Annotated in this window: 10 protein-coding genes; 6 read left to right on the forward strand and 4 right to left on the reverse strand. The window is 59.4% G+C overall.

The features are described 5' to 3' along the window. Positions 1–225: 225 nt before the first annotated feature. The 5 genes from JOE32_RS08295 to JOE32_RS08315 all read left to right on the forward strand — a co-directional run bounded on the left by JOE32_RS08295 (position 226) and on the right by JOE32_RS08315 (position 6,905). Positions 226–1,374: an efflux RND transporter periplasmic adaptor subunit gene (locus JOE32_RS08295; RefSeq protein WP_209983067.1), complete on the forward strand. Its 1,149-nt coding sequence runs from the start codon at positions 226–228 to the stop codon at positions 1,372–1,374. A gap of 1 nt (position 1,375) precedes the next feature. After that, complete coding sequence (locus tag JOE32_RS08300) at positions 1,376–3,349, forward strand: MacB family efflux pump subunit (RefSeq protein ID WP_209983069.1); 1,974 nt, start codon at positions 1,376–1,378, stop codon at positions 3,347–3,349. Then, a complete protein-coding gene (locus JOE32_RS08305) occupies positions 3,342–4,754 on the forward strand; it encodes an efflux transporter outer membrane subunit (RefSeq protein WP_307496093.1) in 1,413 nt (470 codons plus the stop codon). Before JOE32_RS08300 ends, JOE32_RS08305 begins: the two co-directional genes overlap by 8 nt. Before the next feature lie 107 nt (positions 4,755–4,861). Beyond that, positions 4,862–5,617 carry an alpha/beta hydrolase gene (locus JOE32_RS08310; RefSeq protein WP_209983070.1) on the forward strand — a complete coding sequence of 252 codons (756 nt, stop codon included), beginning with the start codon at positions 4,862–4,864 and terminating at the stop codon, positions 5,615–5,617. 424 nt (positions 5,618–6,041) lie between these two features. Beyond that, positions 6,042–6,905: a LysR family transcriptional regulator gene (locus JOE32_RS08315; RefSeq protein ID WP_209983072.1), complete on the forward strand. Its 864-nt coding sequence runs from the start codon at positions 6,042–6,044 to the stop codon at positions 6,903–6,905. Between the two features lie 16 nt (positions 6,906–6,921). On the opposite strand, the gene JOE32_RS08320 is transcribed toward JOE32_RS08315, so the two are convergent. Then, positions 6,922–9,324, reverse strand: a complete 2,403-nt coding sequence (locus JOE32_RS08320) for a TonB-dependent receptor (protein ID WP_209983074.1) — start codon at positions 9,322–9,324, stop codon at positions 6,922–6,924. Between the two features lie 241 nt (positions 9,325–9,565). Between JOE32_RS08320 and JOE32_RS08325 the strand changes: the two genes are divergently transcribed. Beyond that, on the forward strand, positions 9,566–9,994 hold the full coding sequence (locus JOE32_RS08325; protein ID WP_209983076.1) for a VirK family protein: 429 nt from the start codon (positions 9,566–9,568) through the stop codon (positions 9,992–9,994). Between the two features lie 51 nt (positions 9,995–10,045). On the opposite strand, the gene JOE32_RS08330 is transcribed toward JOE32_RS08325, so the two are convergent. From JOE32_RS08330 to JOE32_RS08340, 3 genes are all read right to left on the reverse strand, one after another. Then, the gene (locus JOE32_RS08330; RefSeq protein WP_209983078.1) at positions 10,046–10,357 is read right to left on the reverse strand and encodes a cupin; all 312 of its coding nucleotides are present in this window, start codon (positions 10,355–10,357) and stop codon (positions 10,046–10,048) included. 386 nt (positions 10,358–10,743) lie between these two features. Continuing rightward, positions 10,744–11,637, reverse strand: a complete 894-nt coding sequence (locus JOE32_RS08335) for a hypothetical protein (protein WP_231423048.1) — start codon at positions 11,635–11,637, stop codon at positions 10,744–10,746. A 296-nt stretch (positions 11,638–11,933) separates the two neighbouring features. Beyond that, entirely contained in the window at positions 11,934–18,563 is a 6,630-nt protein-coding gene (locus JOE32_RS08340; protein WP_209983084.1) for a DUF3320 domain-containing protein, read from the reverse strand. Between the last annotated feature and the right edge of the window lie 70 nt (positions 18,564–18,633).

Consider the following 18,633-nt stretch of genomic DNA (forward strand, 5'->3'; position numbering starts at 1 on the left):
GCAAGCTTGTCCGCGCCTGCAGGCAAGCCACCGTGATGGCAGTTTGAGTGCGTGCAATTTATAGTAATTCTCATCTACTTTTAAAGAAGTCTCGCCTTTGACGCGGTTTTTTTTACTCATCGGCGCTGTTACAGCCTGTGTAACCGCCTAAATTTGCGCGCCATGCCCTCGTATAACAGTCAGCTCTCCGCGACTGCGGCCATACCTCCCGGCTGGAACCCACGCATGAAACGCCCTCGCCTCGCCCGACGCGCCCTGCCTGCTGTGGCGTGCCTGATTGCCCTCATCGCGCTGATCACCTGGTACACCCTGCCGCCGAGCCGCGATGCGCTGACCACCGTCACCGTCACGCGTGGCAACATTGAAAACAGCGTCACCGCACTGGGCACCCTGCAACCGCGCCGGTACGTGGATGTGGGTGCCCAGGCGTCGGGGCAGATCCGCGCCATTCATGTCGAGGCCGGCGATCAGGTCGAGGCAGGCCAACTGCTGGTAGAGATCGACCCTTCCACACAAAAAGCCAAACTCGACGCCAGTCGCTACGCCATCGACAACCTCAAGGCCCAATTGCAGGAACAACAGGCCCTGCACGCACTGGCGCGGCAGAAATTCCAACGTCAGCAGCGCCTGGCGGCGGGTAACGCCACGCGCGAAGAAGACGTGCAAGCCGCCAGGGCCGAGCTGAGCGCCACCCAGGCGCGCGTCGAAATGTTCCAGGCGCAGATCCGCCAGGCCCAGGCCAGCCTGCGCAGCGACGAAGCCGAGCTGGGCTACACACGCATTTATGCGCCGATGAGCGGAACGGTGGTGGCGGTGGACGCCCGCGTCGGCCAGACCCTCAACGCGCAGCAGCAGACGCCCTTGATCCTGCGCATCGCCAGGCTGTCGCCGATGACGGTGTGGGCCGAGGTGTCGGAAGCCGACATCGGTCACGTCAAACCGGGCATGACCGCCTACTTCACCACGCTCAGTGGCGGCAGCCGTCGCTGGACCAGCACCGTGCGGCAAATCCTGCCGATTCCGCCCAAGCCGCTGAACGAAACCAGCCAGGGCGGCGGCAGCCCCAGCAGCAAGAGCGGCAGCGGCCGCGTGGTGCTCTACACCGTGCTGCTGGACGTGGATAACACCGACAACGCGTTGATGGCCGACATGACCACCCAGGTATTTTTCGTCGCCGGTCAGGTCAAGGACGCCCTCACCGCGCCGGTCGCCGCCTTACACGGCAGCACGGCCCGCGTGGTCGCGCAGAACGGGCGCATTGAGGAGCGCCAGGTGCGCCTGGGCATCAGCGACCGGCTGCGGGTCGAAGTGCTCGACGGCCTCAGCGAGGGCGATCACCTGCTGATCGGCCCGGTCGACGGCAGCGGAGGTTGAGGTGAACACGCCGCTGATCGAACTCAAGAACATCCGCAAATCCTACGGCGGCGGCGACAGCCCGCAGGTGGATGTGCTGCGCGGCATCGACCTGTCGATCCATGCCGGCGAATTCGTCGCCATCGTCGGCGCGTCCGGGTCCGGCAAGTCCACCCTGATGAACATCCTCGGCTGCCTCGACCGCCCGACCGTGGGCGACTACCTGTTCGCCGGGGAAAACGTCGCGCACCTGGACGGCGATGCGTTGGCCTGGCTGCGCCGCGAAGCCTTCGGTTTCGTGTTCCAGGGCTACCACCTGATTCCGTCCGGCTCGGCCCAGGAAAACGTCGAGATGCCGGCGATCTACGCCGGCATCAGCGCCGCCGAACGTCATGCCCGCGCCAACGCCCTGCTCACCCGGCTGGGCCTGGCCGAGCGCACCGCCAACCGCCCGCACCAGCTTTCCGGCGGCCAGCAGCAGCGGGTGTCCATCGCCCGCGCCTTGATGAACGGCGGCCATATCATCCTCGCGGACGAACCCACCGGCGCCCTCGACAGCCACAGCGGCGCCGAGGTCATGACCCTGCTCGACGAACTGGCCAGCCAGGGCCATGTGGTGATTCTGATCACCCACGACCGCGAAGTCGCGGCGCGCGCCAACCGTATCATCGAGATTCGCGATGGCCTGATCATCAGCGATTCCGCCGACAGCGACAGCAGCGTGCCGGCATCGGCCAACGGCAACGCGCTGCAGGCCGTGGACCTGCGCCAGCGCCTGGCCGACGGCGCCGAACACAACGGCGCCTGGAAGGCCGAACTGGTGGACGCCGTGCAAGCGGCGTGGCGCGTGATGTGGGTCAATCGCTTCCGCACCGCGCTAACCTTGCTGGGCATCATCATCGGCGTGGCATCGGTGGTGGTGATGCTGGCGGTGGGCGAAGGCAGCAAGCGCCAGGTGATGGCGCAGATGGGCGCGTTCGGCTCCAACATCCTCTACCTCAGCGGTACCTCGCCCAACCCGCGCACGCCGCAGGGGGTGGTCAGCCTCAGTGACGTTGCCGCCCTGGCCACGCTGCCTCAGGTGCAGCGCATCATGCCGGTCAATGGCAGCGATGCCGGCGTGCGCTTTGGCAATGTCGACTACATGGCGTATGTGGGCGGCAATGACACCCACTTCCCCGGCATCTTCAATTGGCCGGTGGTCGAGGGCAGCTATTTCAGCGAAGCCGACGAACGCAATGCCGCCACAGTGGCGGTGATCGGCCATCGCGTGCGCCAGAAGCTGCTCAAGGATGTCGCCAATCCCATCGGCCAGTACATCCTGATCGAAAACGTGCCGTTCCAGGTGGTCGGCGTGCTGGCGGAAAAAGGCGCAAGCTCCGGCAACAAGGACAGCGACGACCGCATCGCCATCCCCTACACCGCCGCCAGCGTGCGCCTGTTTGGCAGCTACAACCCCGAATACGTGGTGATCGCCGCCGCCGATGCGCGCAAGGTGCGGGAGGCCGAACAGGCCATCAATGAATTGATGCTCAAGCTGCACAACGGCAAGCGCGACTTCGAACTGACCAACAATGCGGCGATGATCCAGGCCGAGGCGCACACGCAGAACACGCTGTCGCTGATGCTGGGCTCGATTGCCGCGATCTCCCTGCTGGTGGGCGGGATCGGCGTGATGAACATCATGTTGATGACCGTGCGCGAACGCACCCGTGAAATCGGCATCCGCATGGCCACCGGCGCCCGCCAGCGCGACATTCTGCGCCAGTTCCTTACCGAGGCGGTGATGCTCTCGGTGGTGGGCGGCCTGTTCGGCATTGCCCTGGCATTGCTGGTGGGCGGTGTGCTGGTGCTGGCCAAGGTGGCGGTGCAGTTTTCGCTGCTGGCGGTGCTCGGCGCGTTTGGCTGTGCACTGGCCACCGGCGTGCTGTTCGGCTTCATGCCGGCGCGAAAAGCAGCCCGGCTCGATCCAGTCAAGGCATTGTCCAGTGAATAAATCTTCGTTTATCCCGCACCTGTCGGCCGTCAGCCTGTCCCTGCTGCTCAGCGCCTGCGGCGGCAACCCGCCGGTCGTCGACGGCGGCATCACCGCCCCCGCCGCGTGGCAATTCGCCGAGCGCGATGCGGCCCGGGCGACCCACCAGCGCTGGTGGACGCAGTTTGGCAGCCCGCAGCTCAATCGGCTGATCGGCCAGGCCCGGCGTGACAGCTTCGATGTTGCCGCCGCCATCGCGCGCGTACGCCAGGCCCAGGCGAGCGCCGTGATTGCGGGGGCGCCATTGTTGCCCGAGGTAAAATTCAACCTCGCCACCGGCCATCAGAAACTGCTGCGCGGTAAGGGCGGCCCCGACCTGGATGTGTCGCAGAATGATGATGCCGTCGACAATTTCGGCGCCAATTTCAGCGCCAGCTATGAAGTGGACTTCTGGGGTGGGCGCGCCGCCGCACGGGACAGCGCCCTCTATGGGTTGCGCGCCAGCGAGTCCGACCGGGCCACCGTGGAGCTGACCCTGCTTGGCAACGTCGCCGACCGCTATGCGCAAACCCTGGCGGCACGCGAGCGCCTGCAGATTGCCGAGCTGAACCTGACCAACGCACGCAACGTGCTCAAGCTGGTGCAGACCCGCTACGACGCAGGCGCAGCCACGGCGCTGGAGCTGGCCCAGCAGAAAAGCCTGGTGGCCGGACAGCAGCGCCAGGTGCCCTTGATCCAGCAACTGGCCGAAGAATCGCGGATCAGCCTGGCCACCCTGCTCGGCCAACCGGTGCAGGCTCTGGCGCTGGAGGCCGAACCCTTCCACACGCTGACGTGGCCGAGCATCGGCCCCGGCGTGCCCAGCCAACTGCTGAGCCGGCGCCCCGACCTGGCCAAGGCCGAAGCACAATTGGCGGCGGCCAAGGCAGATGTCAAAGTCGCCCGCGCCGCCATGCTGCCCGCCGTAACCCTGGGTGCCACCGTTGGCTCAGATGCCTACAAGGCCGCAGAGATCCTGCGCAGCCCCTACTACACGCTGACGGCCGGCCTGGTGGCGCCGATTTTCGACCATGGCCGTCTAAGCGCCGAGCGCGACAAGGCCCGTGCACGCCAGGATGAATTGCTGCAAACCTATCGCGCCGCCATCCTCAATGGCTTTGCCGATGTGGAGAAATCCCTGAGCAGCATCACGCGCCTGGACCAGCAGCGCCAATGGCAGGACGAAGAATTACAGCAAGCGCAGACGGCATTGCAGATCGCCGAAAGCCGCTACCAGGCCGGCGCCGAAGACTGGCTGACGCTGCTTGCGGCCCAGCGCACCCTGTACGCGGCCCAGGACGCGAACGTGCAACTGCGGCTGTCGCGCCTGCAAGCCAGCATCGCGCTGTTCAAGGCGCTGGGGGGCGGCTGGAATACCGACAGTTGATAAACGAATCTCCGCTTTCCTACACAAACCGTTTATTTACCCTACATTATCCAGACTGGGGTCCTTGGTAAAAAAGCCGCTATCTCACGGCTGACCGACCCCCCTCGATGAAACTCCGCGCTCTAGCAAAATGCCTGGCCTGCCTCGGCTGTTGGCTTGCAGCTCCCCTGTTGCTGGCCGATCCGTTGATCACGCCGACCGCCATTGACTGGCTGCTGGATTGCCCCTTTTCCGGCGTTGTGCCGCTGGACCCCGAGGTGGTGGCGCGCACCCAGTGCGGTCAGGTGAGCGTGCCGCGCGACCATGCCGCCCCCGGGCGCGGTCGCGTGAATCTCACCCTGACCCGGGTAGGTGCCCGGCAGCCGCTGAACCGCGAAGGCGTGGTGTTTATCCAGCCGGGCACATCAGGCACGGCCAGCGGCGTGCATTTCGCACTGCAATTGGCCAGCCGCTGGGAATCCCTGGCGACACCGTCCTACCGCAAGCTGGTTGACCGGTATGACGTGATCGAACTGAGCGTGCGTGACCTGTCGCAGGACAACGCGGTCGAGCAGGCTGCGCAGGACATGGAATACGTGCGCGGGCAGTTGGGCGAGGCGCAGCTCAGCTTTGTGGGGAATGCCGACGCCACCCTGCTCGGCAGCCGTTATGGCTCGCTGTTTCCCGAGCGGGTCGCACGCATGGTGCTGGTGAACGCGAGCAAAGGCTCGCCGATGGCCACAGGGGTGGAGCAATTGCTGCTCAAGGACGCCTCCAGCGCCGACGTGAATGGCTGCGTGACCCGTTGGCTTGGCGACTTCCTCGCCGACGGCAAACAACCGCCTGCGTCCGCGCGCTGCCTGGACCGCGGGGCGTGGGAATAACAACCGCCCGTCACATGTGACCGCAGCTCCGTGGCGAGCGGGCTTGCCCCGCGTTGGGGTGCGAAGCGCCCCCAATCGAGCAAAACGCGGTGTACCTGATACGGCTCAGCGCCTGGTTTTGGGGCTGCTGCGCAGCCCAACGCAGGACAAGCCTGCTCGCCACAGGGAATCTGCGCTTATCTGAACGGCATTAGGGCAAGCCCCGCGTTGGGGTGCGAAGCGCCCCCAATCAAGCAAAACGCGGTTTACCTGATACGGCTCAGCGTCTGGTTTTGGGGCTGCTGCGCAGCCCAACGCAGGGCAAGCCTGCTCGCCACAAGAATCTGCGTTTGACTGGGCGGCACTGGGGCTTGCCACAGGAGTGCGAACGCTCACAGCCCCACGCATTCCACTACAATGCCCGGACTCAATCGCAAGGCATTTTATGGACATCGAACTGGCTCGCACCTTTCTTGAAATTATCCGCTGCGGCAGCCTGGCGGCGGCGGCCGAGAAGCTGCACGTCACCCAGACGGCCATTACCGCGCGGGTCAAGAGTCTCGAGAGCCAGCTGGGCAGCACGTTGTTCATCCGTAACCGCGCCGGTGCGCGGTTGACTGCCGACGGCGAGGCCTTCGTGGTGTATGCCAACCAGTTGCTGCAGACCTGGGAGGCCGCGCGCCGCGACCTGCCATTGCCCGAAGGCTATCGCAACATGCTGCACATCGGCGGCGAGGTCAGCCTGTGCAACCCGCTCATGCTTGGCTGGGCCCAGGCCCTGCGCGAACACATTCCCGGGCACGCACTGCGCACCGAAATCGGCGAAGGCCAGCACCTGCTGCGCCAACTGGAACTGGGCGTGCTCGACGCCGCGCTGGTGTTCCAGCCGCAGTACTGGCCGGGGTTGCAGGTGGAGCAGGTGCTCGAAGAAAAACTGATTCTGGTGCAATTGGTGAGCAAGCCGGCGCCTTACGTGTATATCGATTGGGGCCCGGGCTTTCGCCAGCAGCACGACGCCGCCCTGCCCGACAAGGCCCGCGCGGCGTTGAGTTTCAATGTGGGGCCGCTGGCCTTGCAGTACATTCTGGAGAATGGCGGCGCGGGGTATTTCCGCACGCGCGTGGTGCAAAGCTACCTGGACAGCGGCGTGATGCAGCGTGTGCCCAAGGCACCGGAGTTCAGCTTTCCGACTTACCTGGTGTACGCGCGGGCGCGGGACTCGGCCGTGTTGCAGCAGGCACTGGCACTGCTGCGCGAGGTGGTCAGGGCGGAAAGTGACTGGTCACAGCGCTGGGACCCGCTGATCTGAATCCCCCTGTGTCAACTCAGAAATCGACCGTGGCCGACAACAGGTAGGTGCGCGGCGTCGAGAGGGTCAAACCCGGCTCGCTGTCATCCGAGGCACCGGCCGAGCTCCAGTAGCGCTTGTCGGCCACGTTCTCCACGTTTGCGCGCAGGGTGATGTGCTTGTCATCCACCTTGAAGGCGTAACGCGCGCCAACATCGATGCGGTTCCAGGCATCGATCTGCTTGACGTTGGCCTGGTCCAGGTACTGGGAGCTGGAATAGATGCCGCGGCTGGTCAGGGTCAGGCCTTCGAGGGTCGGTACATCCCACTCTGCACCCAGATTGACGTTGTACTTGGGCGTTGCCGGCGCGCGGTTGCCGTCGAAGGTGCCGTTGGTGGTGTGGGTCAATTCGCTGTCGATGTACATCACGCCGCCGAGCAGACGCAAGCCCTTGAGCGGCTCGCCAAACAGGCTCAGCTCAACCCCATCGTTCTGCCGCTTGCCATTGGGGCCGAACACCCGCGAGCCGGCATTGGTTTCGTAGGCCGGTTGCTTGATGCGGAATACCGCCGCCGTCACAGCGAAGGCTCCGGCATCGTACTTGGCGCCCACCTCAACCTGACGACTGATAAAGGGCGGGAAGATTTCATCTTCGTTGATCGAGGTGGACGGCGCGATCTTGCCCTGGCTCAAGCCTTCCATGTAGTTGGCGTACAGCGAGAGGGTGTCGGTGGCCTTGAACAGCACGCCGCCCGAGGGTGAGATCTTTTCTTCGTCGTAGGCGGTGGCGCCTTTGACGTTGTCGGTCCAGTCGTCGACCTTCACGCGCTGCCAGCGTGCGCCCAGGGTCAGCAGCAGGCGGTCGTCAAAAAAGCCCAGGGTATCGGACAACGCCAGGCCGCTGAACGTGTTTTCGGTATACACCTTGGAGTCAAAACGCGTCGGCCGCGAAGGCGTCGGGGTTTGCACGGGGTTGTAGAGGTTGCTCGGCGGGGCCGCGTAGCGCGCGCCGCCGTTTTCAAAGTCCATGTAGAAGTAGCTGGCCGCGAGGTTGACCTCATGGCTCACCGGCCCGCTGTGAAACCAGCTGCGCACGCCGGCGGTGGCGGTGCGCACATTTTCGTCACGGGTAAAATCACGCGGCTGCACACTGAAGTCGCCGGCGTTATTGCTGACCGACACCGCATGGCGCAGGAAGTCGTGGTTACTCTTGCGCGCGCCGACCCCGCCGTACAGCAGCACATTGTCGCTGAGGTCGAACTCACCATTGAACGTGCCGAAGGTGTCGTTGGTGCTGGCCTTGCTCCAGGACTGCGCGTAGTTGCGGCGCACATCGCTGGCGCTTGGCACCCTGGCATTGGCGGCCACCTGCACACGCTCCTGAGGCGCGTCGGTGTCCCGCGCGGTGCGGCCGATGTCTGTCGAGAGACGCAGGCGCTCGCCGCGAAAATCCAGGCCGAGCACGGCCATCTCGCGGTCTACGCTCTGGTGGTCCCACTCGGTGTCGCCGGCCTGCTTCACGCCGTTGAAACGAATGCCGAACTTATTGTCCTCGCCGAACCGACGGCCAATATCCACCGCCCCGCCCGCCTGGCTGCCCGAAGCCCAAGTGCCGGTAAACGAATTGATAGCCTTGTCGGTCGCCCGCTTGGGCACCACGTTGATGCCGCCACCCACACTGCCGCGCGGCGAGATGCCGTTGATCAACTGGCTCGGGCCCTTGAGGATGTCGACGCGGTCGGCCATTTCCATGTCAATCGTGTATGTCGGCAATACGCCGTACAGGCCGTTGTAGGACACATCACTGTTGAACAGGCTGAAACCGCGAATGGTGAACTGCTCATACCGCCCACCCGCCGGGTTGGTGGTGCGCACTGAAGGGTCGCTGGCAATCAGGTCGCCCAGCGTGCGCGCCTGCTGATTCTTGACCGCCTCCTGGGTGTAGGTGGTCATGCTGAAGGGCGTTTCCATGAAGTCCCGCGCGCCCAGCAACCCCTGCGAGCCCCGGCGCGCAACCTGCCCACCGGCGTAGGCATCCCCCCCCGCCAGGTCGTTGGTGGCGAGGATAGACGTCGGCGCCAGTTGCAGGCTGCTGCCTTCGGGCGCCGGCACCAGCATGAACGCCTGCTCGCCCATCGGCTGCAACTGCAGGCCTGAACCTTGCAACAGACGGGCAAAGCCCTCCTCCACAGCATATTCGCCCGTCAGGCCGCTGCTGTTGCGACCGCTGACCAGCGCCGGGTCCACCGACAGATTGACGCCAGCCAGGCCGGCAAACCGGGTCAGCGCGGCGCTCAGGCTCCCGGCGGGTACCTGATAGCTGCGGCGTGTGGTGTCTTCGGCGTAGCTGAGGGAGACGAACAGCGGGCTGGCGCTGAGGCTCAGCATCAGGCTCAAACGAAACAAAGGGCGCAAGCGCGGGGGCAAAACGGCGGACATGGGAAGGCTCTCGATTTTGTTCACTTACCGGGTATGACAGGTGAGGTGAAAAAAAGGGACAGGCGCAGGCGCAATACCAGAGTCCATCGAAAACAGGTGCTGGGGAACATTCAGTGGAACAGCTCGTCAATTGGCTAGCCGCTCTGTGGGCAAGACCGCACTGCAACGTTCATCCACGCGGCGTACTGTCAAAAACCGCTACAGAGAACCTGCTCCCACCCCGACCATTACTGGAGACGCTATGAACAAGTCCTGCCTCTTTCTGCTCGCCCTGTCAGTCCCCGCCATGAGCTGGGCCAGCGATGCCTTGCCCGACTTGCCCGCAGTGACACAGTCGTTATTGGCCGGAAAGTCCGTCTCCGTGGTACTTGACCTGGGGCTCTGCACACCGGGATCGAGCGACGTAGAGCCCACCAAAACCCGCGGTGGGCTGCGTATTGACGCCTTTCGCGTGACCGAAGACGGCACCCTGGCATTCGCCGACGATCATTTCAGTGTGAACCGTGACGGCAAGCCTATTAATCAATTTTTGCGCTATCGGGTGCACCCGGACGGCAGCGGCGAGTTCAGCATGACGATATTCTCGGTGCCTGATTACCGGCAGATTGATAAAACGCTCACGTATCAATGCGGTATTGGCAAGGGTTTGAGGTTTTTTGCGGGGGGTTGAATTCAGGAGGGTTGAGAGTGCGCTGGTAGCATCGGACCAGCCCGCTCTCAATCAAACGCTACCCTCGCGCTCAATCACAAGTATTCGAGCTTCGCCAAGAGGGTGAGCAACGTGCTCACAACCGATACCCGCAAAAAACACATCCCCCGCCGACAGCACAGCAACGTGTTCAATACCTAGCTCGCGATAGTGCATTTCGACGACGCCGTCCAGAACCGCAAATACTTCCTCGCCATCGTTCACATGCCACTTGTAAGGCTGATCCGTCCAATGAAGACGCACCGTCGTGCCGTGCATGTTTGCAATATCCAGTGCCCCCCATGCGCGAGCAGCGGTGAACTCTTTACTCCGGATTACCTTCAATTGTTTTCTCCCTGGTGGCTGAGTTGAAGTTGCCTATCACGCATTCTTTGGCTTGAAGAGACCGTAGCATTTCCGGTATCGAAATCTCTTAAAGAGTAACGTTGTCAAAATGCATCGTCGGTGCTGAAAATTAACGCTTCAGAGCATCGCATTGAGCACGTAGATTCCTGTCGGAGATCGAACCGCAACCACCGTTATTGGTTTTCGCGTTACGCTGATAGCGCTGATCACTGTCGCTGATGCTATTGCAGCTAATCCCGCTGGTTTCCACGTTACAGGCATAACGCAGGTCGTTCGCTAAGATCGAGTTGCAACTACCATGGCCTTGCTTGGCTCTGCAGTAAGCGCGCTGGCCATGTCATTCTCTGGATTCTCAGATGATTCAGTTATACGAATACGGCGAAGCGCTGAGCATCAAGGGTGGCAACAGCCGAGAACCCAGCGCCCTTTTTGAAGCACATGTTATGGACAAAATTCTTCATAGCATCAGACGGATCGATGGTTTCGAGGTTAAGTCCGTCAACAGTTGACCTAGAGAATGCAACACTCAGAATCGGCTGCTCCTCCATATGACCTGTCGAGCTGTTGAGCACATTGTCCAGAGCGGTGACGATGACCAAATCATCCGGCAGGATTGCCAACAACTCTCGACCTACTCGCAGCGCGCAGCTGCACACGTAGTCCTGATGGAGTTCGTTGAACCGACCAATTGGCATAGCTTTGGTCGACAACTTGCCGCTTTTGAGTAGAGATTTGATTTCGGTAGGAATCACGTCGGAGCCATGGATAGCGACTTTGGCTTCTAGGACACCACCGTCATGAACAATCATCTGAATAGCTGAGCCGAGGTGTGATATTTCTGCAAACGACTCGAAAGCTTCGATGGCATCTAGCTTGGCCTGACGGTCACCATCAAGGATACGGATCGCAATGCCCCTCTCCTCTGCCCACTCGGTATGGGCAGTTTTCCATTCATCAAGCTGAGCCTGATATCGCCTTTCGTCTTCCGCCTGCGCGGCGCCAATCTTGCTTTTCAGGGCTGCACGCTGACGAGCCTCTAGCTTGAAGAGCCTAGCCCAGAAATTGGGGTGATATGTAGCGGCCGCGTGCGTAGCTTCTTGTTCAAGAGTACCGCTCTTGAGTGGCTGTCTAGGTTCAGGATTGGAGAGAAGTCGTTTCCATTTCACAGCCTCAGCACACTCCTTGTGCATTGAAAGGATGATATCTATGTGATTTTCGTACACCTCAACTTCATACGCTGCTTGTTCCAGCGCTTCCATCTTTGCGTACTCTTTCTGTCGCTTTTCAAGTTCACGCTGACGGCGATGAGCGTTACGCTCTGATCGCCGCGCAGACGCTTGCAGCGAACGTACAGTCCCTTTCCAACCCATCACGACTCTCCATAACGCCCATATGATGGCACGTTAAAATAACTCTTGGCGTTGACTGAATCACCTACGCATTTCGTTACCGAAACATCAGCTAGCCCATAAGGAATGCATTTGTACTCCACGCTTCTCAGAGCGAGGGCGCGTTCAGTTTCCCAGAAGTAAGAGGACCTTGACGGCCCCCTTGTTTACCCCGCCATTTGACGTACGGCTCTCTCAATCCGCTGGCGTCCCGCATGAGCAAGCTTGCTTACACCAGCTTCCTTCGCGACCGCATATATTAGGGCCTCCCCTTCGTGCCCCCGCTGCACCATCTCGTCAACCAAAGCACGTAGTTCTGGCAGGCAGATTTCAGATAGCCCTCTCGTGGTGTCTTCATCGCCGGGCTTACGAAAGACGACACTGGCATCCGACTCGATATGAGTCGGCCAGAAAAAGACTCCTGTCTGCTCCTCTTCATGTGAGCGGAATCGCGCCCGAGCAATTTGGTCAACGCGATCACGTATCCGTGAGCCGGTTCGTACCCAGCCATGAGCACGGGCAATGCGCCTCGCAAGCGCCGTGTCCAGAACCGGTCCCTCTTCCGCCACGACATGAGCAATCATCTGCTCCAACGTTTCCGTGTAACTCGCCTCAAAGAACTGATCTGGATCGACCAACCCTACCGCCTGACGAGGGTCGGATTCTTTATAAATCAAATATTCAAGGGGACGAGCAAGAGCCAGGACATCCTCATCTGGCTTGATAGATGCAGCCTTGGCGTACTTAAAATCAGGGAATGCACCTGAGGGATCATTGGATTCGCCCGCACTATCCACTGTGGCGACCACAGCAACCTGACTTACTACTTCAATGACTTCAGCCATAGCTACATCGACTTTCAGTCGCTCTGCCTCTTGAGCGGCATCGATGACAGCCTGCTTGGCTCGGGACTCAGCAACGAGTTCGTTCAGACGTAGATGTACCTTTTCGGCAGTTCCAATTGCATCAACCCACCAGTCTGTCGACCATATCCTAACGATCTCCCAACCAAGTCCACGCAGTACAAACTCACGGAGCTTGTCACGATCACGAGCGGTCGCACTGCGGTGATAGGTAGCACCGTCGCATTCAATCCCGACAAGGTACCGTCCAGGTTTGTCAGGGTGAACAACCCCAAGGTCTATCCGAAAGGAGGAAACGCCAATCTGGGTAAATATCTGCCATCCCTTTTTAGCCAAGGCCGCTGCAACTGCCTCTTCGAATGGGCTGTCAAAACTACCCACGCTACCAAAGTCAGCTTCTGCGAGAGCCCGTGGGCCACGCTCTGCAAACTCCAAGAAGTGCTTAAGATCTCGAACCCCGATCGCTTGCGTACGAGCTAGATCAATATGCTCTGGGCGCAAGGTCGAAAACACCACAAGCTCCTGGCGAGCACGGGTTATTGCCACGTTCAGTCGACGCTCACCACCAGGGCGGTTCATCGGACCGAAGTTCATGGACAGCACACCGGCAGCGTCTTTTCCGTAGGTGGTCGAGAAATAGATGATGTCTCGCTCATCGCCTTGAACGCTCTCAAGGTTCTTGACGAATACAGGCTCCAGCTCGGACTCAGCGAAATACGAATCGAGTGATGGGTCTTTCCGGCAAGCCTCATCCAGCATGTCCATGATGAGCTTCTGTTGCTCGCCGTTAAAGGTTACGACCCCCACGGTCCGCCCGCTTTCGCGGAAGGCCGGAGACTGTAGGCGGGCAACCAAATCAGCAACTAAATATCTTGCTTCAATTAAGTTTGTTCGCGACCCACCCTTGTCATATACACCCGGGACTGGGCATAACCGTACTGCTTTGTCGGCCGTAAACGGTGATGGGAAGGTCACCAGCTTCGACTGGTAGTATCGCTGGTTCGAGAAAGCGATCAGACTTTCGTGGCGGCTACGGTAGTGCCAGTTCAGATTACGCATTGGCAAATTGGCACTGATGCACTCGTCCAGAATACTCTCGAGATCAGCCTCTACATCCTCATCTTCAGCGGTCGACTCAGCTCGGTTAAAGAACGAAGTCGGAGGGAGCTGTTTGGGGTCGCCCACCATCACCACTTGCCTCCCTCGGGCCATTGCGCCGATGGCATCCCAGACAGGTATTTGAGATGCCTCATCGAAGATAACGAGATCGAATGGCGTCGAGGCAGGAGGCAGATACTGAGCAATGGATAGAGGGCTCATGAGCAAACATGGAGTCAGCTTGGTTAGCGCTTCTGGCGCACGACTCATCAGCTCCCGCAATGGAATGTGCTTGGTCTTCTTGCCCATCTCATGTCGCAGGACTCCCCACTCTGAAGAGCGACTTACACTGTCTTGGCTTGGTAGGTCGGAACATAGCCGAGCCCGGAGCCAGTCCTTGGTCAACTCAGTGAACTTGTCATCCAAAGCCCGGAAATCACGAATGCGCTGTTCATGCTCTACGCTAACGAACGTCCGGATCACCTCTTCGTTGTCGACCGTCGTGTTCAGCCACCAGCGGGCATAATTTACTTCCAATGCACGACGGACTTTTCCAGAGCTGATGGCTCCTGTTTCCATCGATTGAACAATCGGAGCCAGGCCGACAGCGTAGGCCTCATCGCGAACCTTCCGCCAAGCGCACCATGCCTTCAGGCGCGATTCAGACGAAACAACAGTTTCGCAGTTTTTCTTGATATCACTTAGTGCCAGGTTGGCAGTTTCGATGACGCCCATTTCGGTGAAATGACCGACGGTAGTCAGGTGCGTTGCTCGCTCCTGGAGCAGCTCGAGTTTTTCACGAAGGGTAGCGCCGGCAATGGCTATAGCAGCCTCCGGCTCAAGTAATGCGTTACCATCACCCAGCAAAGTTTGAAGCGGTGCTTTGTAGGCCGCGACCTGCTCAGGATTGAGTGCTAGCTTCGCTACCGCGGCAGCCATCTCCCCTTGGAAGGCTACCGCCGTAAGTGCGACGTCAACCTTCGTTTTTAAGTCATTCCAGACAGGAACGATTTCTCGCAGATCAGCCAGATCCACCAACTCTCGTTCAACTGCTGCTCTTTTCTTGAGCAGTTCAAAATCAGCTTTGAACGACGAGCCACAACGCCCTTCCTCTATATGAGGATGATCGTCGACAAGCCGACCACGTTCTTCAATGTCACGTCGTTCAGCCTGGAAACGTAGCGCTGCAGTCAGCACGTCAATATCAGTGGTCAAACCGCTCCAGAGAGAGCTAGTTGCTAAGCTGAGATCAACCAGCTCATCTAACCCAGCATCGAGACGAGTCAGCGCACGCAGCCGGCGGAGTTCCTCCTTCAGCTCATCACCTAGCTGGCCCTGCTCAACCAACTGCAAGCCGTCATCGATCCAAGCAGAATTACTTTTCTGAAGCCGCATAGCCTCTTGCAGCTTGATCGCTGTCGCGAGATGCGTTGATTCGGATTTGGCACCTTGCCAAACAGCAACACACTCATGACCTGGCTCCAGCTCGTCGATTGCTCGACGTACCGACCGAATCTCTACCCAAGTAGCGAGATCCTTGCCATTGTCGATTTCACCTGTTGATGTCTGCGTCGGCGCCAATAGCCCAGCGATGCGGCGTTTTCCGAACCAGGACTTAGGCCAGAAAGACTCCTCCGCTTCTTTCCATTCGCGCAGTAGGCGTTCGGTATCAAGTACTTCAATCGCATCCCCGTAGGACGCCGTTAGCTGGTGCTTGAGGTCGTCTATCTGACGCAGCAATATGACAGCTTGCCCGAGAACGTCAGTGACATTTTCTGGCCAGGCCGGGCCTAGATCAACGAATGTAGCGCGGCGTTGTTGCAGCAGATCAATGCCTTGTTTAGCTTCAGCAGTAATACGGGAGGACCAGAAGGATGAGAGTCTGGAGTTAATGTTCCGGTGTTCGTCGACCCAAGTGCAGCCGTCACTCAGGCGTTTAGAAATCGAGCGAGCATCGGGGCGAAGTGCGAACCGCCAATCATGCCCAGCGGCAGCGGGAAGTACTCGAGAAAGAATCGACAGCCCCTCAAGCGCTGTTGGGGTGTACTCCGTAACAGGAAGCCCTGACAGCTCAACAAAGCGATCGGCAGCTCGCTGGACTTCAAGCACAGCAGGAAGCACGTCACGAGCCGCCTGTACGAATTGTTGCTGCCAATGAGGCGACCACTCTGCTTGGCCTACCCCGGACAAAGCGTTGCCTGCCAGCTGACCGTAGCCCACAGCCTGCGCGTTCACTTCAAGGCGGTCGCCCAGCTCTCGAAGCGCAAGCATGGCCTTCTGATCATGAATGTCCGGGGATGGCCAAGAAAGCGCAGCTACTGCCTCATCAACACCCGATGTCACTGTCCCGATAGCATCGTAGATGGTGTAGCCGTTGCGGTGCCGGCGGTGCAGACGCTCGACATAAATATTGAGGCTGTCACGCAGGGAAGCCAGCCGCTGCGCTTCCACCTCCCAAGCGGAAGCATCTACCTCACCTTTCGCTTCCCAAGCCGACTGCAACTGAGCAAGGACATCCGTTTTTCGAGCCTTGCTGGAGTGAAGTTCAAGGCAAAACTCACCCAGACCGATTTCACGCAAGCGCCGGTACACGACATCCAGAGCAGCAATTTTCTCAGATACGAACAGCACCCGGCGCCCTTGAGCGATGGACTGGGCGATCATGTTTGAAATCGTTTGGCTTTTACCCGTGCCCGGTGGACCTATGAGAACGAAATCTTTTCCCTTCGCTGCTGCCATCACAGCAGCAAGCTGAGATGAATCAGATGGCAATGGGCAGAATACATCAGTCGGACCGTAATCACGGTCCAGTGACTCCGCCTCCGGAAACGGGGTCTCGGAGATGAACGAATCACGTGGCGTATCCAGAAGGTGCTGGACTACAGGGCTCTGTCGAAGGTGCTCTGCATTCTCGGCAAGATCCTTCCACATAAGATACTTGGCAAACGAAAACATCGAGAGAACAACGTCCTCGTTCAGCTCCCAGCCAGGGATATCCTTGATAGCATGACCAACTTTGTTCCAAATGGATGCGATATCCAGACCGGAGTCGTCCCGAGGCAGCTCCTGCTCCAGTGAACCCAAGCCCAGTTCAAAGTCTTGACGCAGCATCTCGATCAGAGTCGGGTTAAAACGAGGCTCATCATCGTGCAGCACCATGGTGAATCCAGAACGCGCACTCTTACGCTCCAAAGTGACAGGAACCAAGACCAGTGGCGCTTTGTACTTCTGCCCGGCCCTATCCTCACGCGTCCAGCTTAGAAAACCGATGGCCAGGAAAAGCGTGTTGGAGCCACCTTCCTGCAAAGCAGTACGAGCGCTTCGATATAACTCGGTTAATCGGACATCCATTTCGGCAGACGTCAGCGCAACGAATACTTCCCTACGTTTGAGAGCATCTTCAGCATGACGGCGGCGAACATCTTCTCGCTCACGCTGCTCATAGAGTGCGCGCTCACGCGGATCTGCGCCATCCATTAGGTCAGGCCTGGTAAGCAGCTTTAGAGACTGTCCACTTGCAAGAATGTCCTCAAGAGCACCAGGATCAGGAGATTCAAGCTTCAGCGCTCGCTTACCCATTTTGAAATTGAGCAAGTTATTTCGAAGCGACAGATCCAGAAGCTTTCGCTGCCATCGGCCGAGGCGATCTGCTGGGTCGAGCTTAGACAGATCCTCAACCTGTGCCTTAATATTGTCATCGGAGATGCCGATCCCGTCCTCCACAAGAATCGATGGGGCTTCATCAGACTCAGCAACGGCGACGCGTGTAATCTGAGCCTCTGAGCTGGCGAGCGGTTTGATACGTTGCAAACGGGCGCGACGGATATCTAGCAGCATCTCGAAAACACTTTCAGCATCTTCGGCTACCTGTTTCGTGCCCATCTCTACCGCATAAGAGAATGGCGGTATCGAGGCGTGGGTTATGAGAGTGGTCTCAAACAGCACGAGCTCCTGAAGCTTCACCCGCTTACGTACTGCAGTGACATCATCCACCACGGCAGTCGTGAACTCTTCTGGCTTAAGCCACAAACCAGCAAAGGCATGACCATGGGTGAATACGATCACAGGGTTAAGACCGATCTGCTCCAATGCTGCACAGAAAAGCAGAGTCAGATCGAGACAAGTAGCCAACCCGGAGTCAGCAATCTGACTGGGGCTACGAATCTTCTGTCCTGATTGTTCAAAGCTAGCCGGCGGCAACGCATAGTCGAGCTTCATGCGCGCCACAGCGCCCCACACTGCCGACGCCAACTGCCAAGCTCTTTTGGGGCCACCCTCATATCCATCAAGTGCCGACGGCTTATCGCTAAGACGAAGCAACTCGGCCGCCTGTTTGAGCAACCGCTCAACCGCTGCATCATTCGGCTGAACAAAAGCCGCAGTCATATCTGGTATATGCCGCAATCCGCCCCACTGGTTTCTGGGCAAAAGGTCTACAACCTGTTCAAGCCGAGCGACTTCCTTGCGACCGCTCTCCGCCTCCTTGTCATCGGCTTCGAGGACAAACGTAAAGGTCGACATTTCTGACTCTGTCAGGCGACTCAACAACGGGCCGTCCAAGACAAGATCAAGCCCAGGTATGACCCGGAAGCTATCTGCAGCGATCTCGTCGATCCGCCAAATCTTGGACTTAAATACCTCGGGGGCCGAGCTAAGCGTAAGAGTGGCATTGACGAAACGATTACTCGTTTCGTTCGAGATACGAAGCTCTCGAATCACAGGGATAGCGTTCTGGAAATCTGCAAGATTTAGCTTTGCTACCAAGGTGGCAAGGACCTTTACTTCCTTAGGCGGGGCTTCTTCTTGGGGTGTGAGGGGCTGAACGATATCGTCCATGCGCAACAATCCTTGTCGTTATGCTCAAGGGAGTGCCGAAACTGAACGGCCAGGGAGCCCCTCTTGAGCT

This window comes from Pseudomonas sp. PvP025 (genome assembly GCF_017832155.1).
GTDB lineage: Bacteria > Pseudomonadota > Gammaproteobacteria > Pseudomonadales > Pseudomonadaceae > Aquipseudomonas.